Below are 4,090 nucleotides of genomic sequence, written 5' to 3'. Positions count from 1 at the left end.
CCGAAACTCTTTAATAGTTAATATACCAAAGATAGAGATGGGTATGTTTTCAACAGTCTGTTTCAACGTAGCGGTGTGTTCCTATTTGAGCTTTTCGGCAAATTCCGCCTGTGATGATGTTGACCTGGGAAAGTTATAGACAGTATCATCGGCACAGGTGGATATATCAAGAAAAAGCAGGAAAGATGTGCTATGTTAAGACAAATACCACTTTGGTGCGAAATTAAGCTCCCTTGCACTCGAAGAACTGTCCGACGATAGGGGTTAATTTGAGAAAACCGAGGATTCTTCACGTTGCTCCGCAGAATTTTACAGGTGTTCTGACCTTTTTCACCAGGGGCCACACAGCACTCGGGTACGATAGCAGGCTGGTTACGTTCTTCCGAGCCAAGAGTATCTATGAAGAGGACATCTGTCTCGAGTTGCCTTTCGTCGGTCCGATGGAATGGTTGTGGACTCTCAAACGTCTGGTCAGGGCAGGCAGTATGAAAGTGCCGTTCACCGGAACCAGGGAGAGGATCTTCTGGCATCCGAGTAAAGTGGAGGCGCCTCTTCAGTGGTTCCGCAGTTTGATCTGGAATCCCCGGATAAGAAAAGCCGCCAGGAAGTACGGATTCTGGGATTACGACATCTATCATTTCGAGGGAGGTGTAAGTTTTTTCAGAGACGGGAGAGACGTCAGGAAGCTGAAAGAAAAAGGTAAGAAAATCGTATCTTACTACCATGGATTAGATCTGAGGATGCGCGGTGCAATCAGACCGGTATGGGAGGCTACTGATCTGCATCTGACATGCGAGTTCGATCTTTATCAGAGATATCCGGAGCTCGAATATCAGTTTCTTCCGTTCGATCCGGAGAGTGTACCTCCTGCATCCCCGGTGAGCGAGAGGATAAGGATATGTCATGCACCCAGACTCCCGACTGTAAAAGGGACATCCATCATCATTGAAGCGGTCGAGAGTCTGAGCCGTGATATGCCGGTCGAGTTTGTGCTCATACAGAACTGTTCTCATGCGGAAACCATCGAACTCAAATCGACCTGTCATATCGAAATCGATCAGATATCAGATGGTGACATGGGGTACGGAGTAAACTCGCTGGAAAGCCTCTCGATGGGATTGTGCACCGTCACTAACCTGTCAACGGCTTACCAGCGTTTTATCCCCAATCACCCGTTTGCTCTGGCGCACCCCGATAACCTGAGGGCTGTTCTCAGGGAACTTGTTCTGGATGCTGAACTCAGGCAGAGCTTTGCCGTGAAGGGTCCATTCTGGATCATGAAGAATCATCACTGGATAACCGTGGCCAGGCAGCTCCATGAGAGATACAGGAAACTTGGATGGGAAAGGTGATGCTGTTCAGTGACCTTCAAAGATATTGTCCAAAGAGGTGCAGATGATTGATATCTCTGTTCTTATTCCTGTTAGGAATGGAGGAGACCATTTTCGCACAACTCTTGTCTGTCTCGGTTCACAGAAAACTGCAGACGCGGTGATGGAAATTGTGATTGTGGATGATGGAAGCGATCAACCGGTCGCACTCGAGTTTGCGAATGATCTCCCTTCCGAAGTGCATCTTCAGGTTGTGAGGCTGGAAGGTGAAGGTAATCGCCCCAGGGCCAGAAACATTGCTTTGAAGGCTTCATCCGGCAGCGTAATCCTGATGATGGATGCAGATCTTGATTTTAATGATGACCTTGTAGTAAGGCATCTGAACCACCACAGGAGCGGTGTCGCGGATGTGGTAATGGGAGCGAGGATCGATGCATGGCGTGAAAATCCGACCAGGTTCCAGAAGTGGTCTGATTCAAGAGCAATGGGTGGAAAACCCGCGGGTTCCTTTCCGTGGAACTACTGCATTACCGGTAATTTCAGCGTCAAAAGGTCACTGATCGAGCAGGTCGGTGGATCAGATGAGTCGATAATTTCGTATGGGGGTGAAGATACTGAACTTGGATACAGATTCCTGATGGCTGGTGCCACCTTCTACTGGGATCCGGATATCCGAGCCAGGCATCTGGATGAGATAGACCTGGACAGGTACGCCGGCAGAATGGTTACGTACGGCCAGAACAATCTGAGATATCTGCTTGCCAAACACCCCGGTATCGAGAGTCTACTCGGAAATCAATGGGTAAAACCGATATTCGCGTCTCCGCGCAGACCGTGCTACATGGTGATGAGATTCGTTACCCGAATTACCGTTAGTCCCTGTGTGTACAGGATATTTCTCGCGTGGATGAAGAGAGTCGGTTTCCCAATGTTCATCTTTACCTATATATCTGTTGCAGGCTGCATTCTGGGACTTCAGGGAAGGGATTTCAGGCAAAACTCATGACAGGAGCAGATTCCATCTGTGTGCATGGGGTCATGTAATAGAAGACTGAAGTAATTCGAAAATTCCAGAGTGGTGTGGAGTAGTGTAACTCCTTGTAATATAATGAAATGGGAAGTCTGTAGTTATGTCAAATTTAGCATTGGAAATTACATGGAAACATTCTTAATAGAGAACAAGATAAAAATACGCCAGATCGTAAAGGATAAGAAATACACATATAATATACGATCGAGCATGGATGCTAGTATTCGGGTTCTGTAACACCAGCCCCCTGAGGAGTTGATGTACAATAGTATCTAAGGTAAAACGGAAAATCATCACAGACAGTATGGAATCTTCATGAAATCAATAAAATTATTACCCTTACTCATAGCATTTTTCAGCTGTGGACAGTACAATGATCCCGTACAACCTGATATTGACTCTTTAATTGTTGTTACTGATTCAGTTGTCATAGGAATTGGTGAGAGTGATAGTACATTATGGTTGCCGACACAGGTCAGTTATACACCTGAAGGTAATATCGCCATACTTGATAAATATAAACACTGTATTAAAATCTACACAACAGGGAGTGAATATGTGCGTACCGTCGGTAGGGAAGGTGAAGGACCAGGAGAGTTACGGCTTCCGAACTCCTTTGACTTCTATCCAGATGGGAGGCTTTTGATAACTGATGCTCACCATATTTCTTGCTTTAACCAGGAGTATGCCTTTATCGGAAGAATGAATATCCATGGAAGTATCCCGAATGAAATAGTAGCTGTTGGAGATAGCAGTTTTGTATTAGAAAGAAACGCCCCACAGGTAAACGACGGAGAACCTACTTTCTGTTATGTGATCGAAAGGTGGGATTGGGGAGCAGCTGAGGCTTCTGTTGAATATTGCCGTGTTTGCATACCATTTGGTGTGCCTAGTAACAACTCTTTGGATAAGTCAGAGTATGGTGATCTACAGCACTGTGTATCAGTGGATGGTAGAGTATTCTATTCAAAGTATTCAACAGAAGAGTTTATTGTTGATGGATTCGAGCCAACTGGTATGCACTATCTACATCTTGAAGATAGATCTTATACTAGAGTTCCGAAAAGTGAGTCCGAGATACAAAGAGAGATCGATAGCGATAATGAATACTACTCATATATAACTGGTAGAAACAGCAGTATCGAGATGAGACCTGACCCATTCAAAGAAGCCATATCAGATATGTTTGTAGATGAAGAGGAGAGGCTTTGGCTGGCACTTGGAGCATTTGATGGAAAAATCTTCCGAGTATACGATATGTTTGGCGAGCATCTTCTGTATGCAATGGTCAGTCCTGAGTACGACGTAAATCCAAACACGTGGGTGTTTTCTCCCGGAAGCAACGGTAGATTCCTTGCTTTCAATTCGATGGCTGCTGACTCAATCAGGATTTATCAGATGGGACTTGTAGCAAATCCTTCTCTATAGTATAAAGGTTCTCGTTTTCGATTTGGTAACTGTTATCCGGTTCCCGGACTATTTCAGGTGGTAAGTTTGACTGGGGATCTCGCGCTGAGACTGAGAGACAGAGAGGATATTCAAACAGCGGTACCGGATTTTCGATCATTCTCCGTGGATGCGATCCAGACCAGTTGAGCTGATTGCGTTCATTATAACTCGTGCATATTTTCAATTCATTCTTAAATGTAAATAATGAAAGTAGCAATGGAGGCTTTTATGTTATCAGTTCTGCTTTTCGCGGGAATAATCGCAGTGACTCTGCCCGACC

General features: G+C 45.2%; 3 protein-coding genes. All 3 read left to right on the top strand.

Annotation, left to right across the window (positions count from 1 at the left end):
• Positions 1-269 precede the first annotated feature (269 nt).
• Positions 270-1,352, top strand: a complete 1,083-nt coding sequence (locus K8R76_02590; protein ID MCD4847061.1) for a hypothetical protein — start codon at positions 270-272, stop codon at positions 1,350-1,352.
• A gap of 43 nt (positions 1,353-1,395) precedes the next feature.
• Complete coding sequence (locus K8R76_02585; protein MCD4847060.1) at positions 1,396-2,337, top strand: glycosyltransferase; 942 nt, start codon at positions 1,396-1,398, stop codon at positions 2,335-2,337.
• A gap of 339 nt (positions 2,338-2,676) precedes the next feature.
• Entirely contained in the window at positions 2,677-3,789 is a 1,113-nt protein-coding gene (locus K8R76_02580) for a hypothetical protein (protein MCD4847059.1), read from the top strand.
• The last annotated feature ends 301 nt before the right edge of the window (positions 3,790-4,090 follow it).

This window comes from Candidatus Aegiribacteria sp. (assembly GCA_021108435.1).
Classification (GTDB): domain Bacteria; phylum Fermentibacterota; class Fermentibacteria; order Fermentibacterales; family JCC-6; genus Aegiribacteria.
This window is presented reverse-complemented; position numbering and strand designations above follow the sequence as displayed.

Bases quoted from the DNA above. Each gene is read 5' to 3' on its own strand.
- K8R76_02585 (MCD4847060.1), top strand. From the start codon at position 1,396: ATGATTGATATCTCTGTTCTTATTCCTGTTAGGAATGGAGGAGACCAT.
- K8R76_02580 (MCD4847059.1), top strand. From the start codon at position 2,677: ATGAAATCAATAAAATTATTACCCTTACTCATAGCATTTTTCAGCTGT.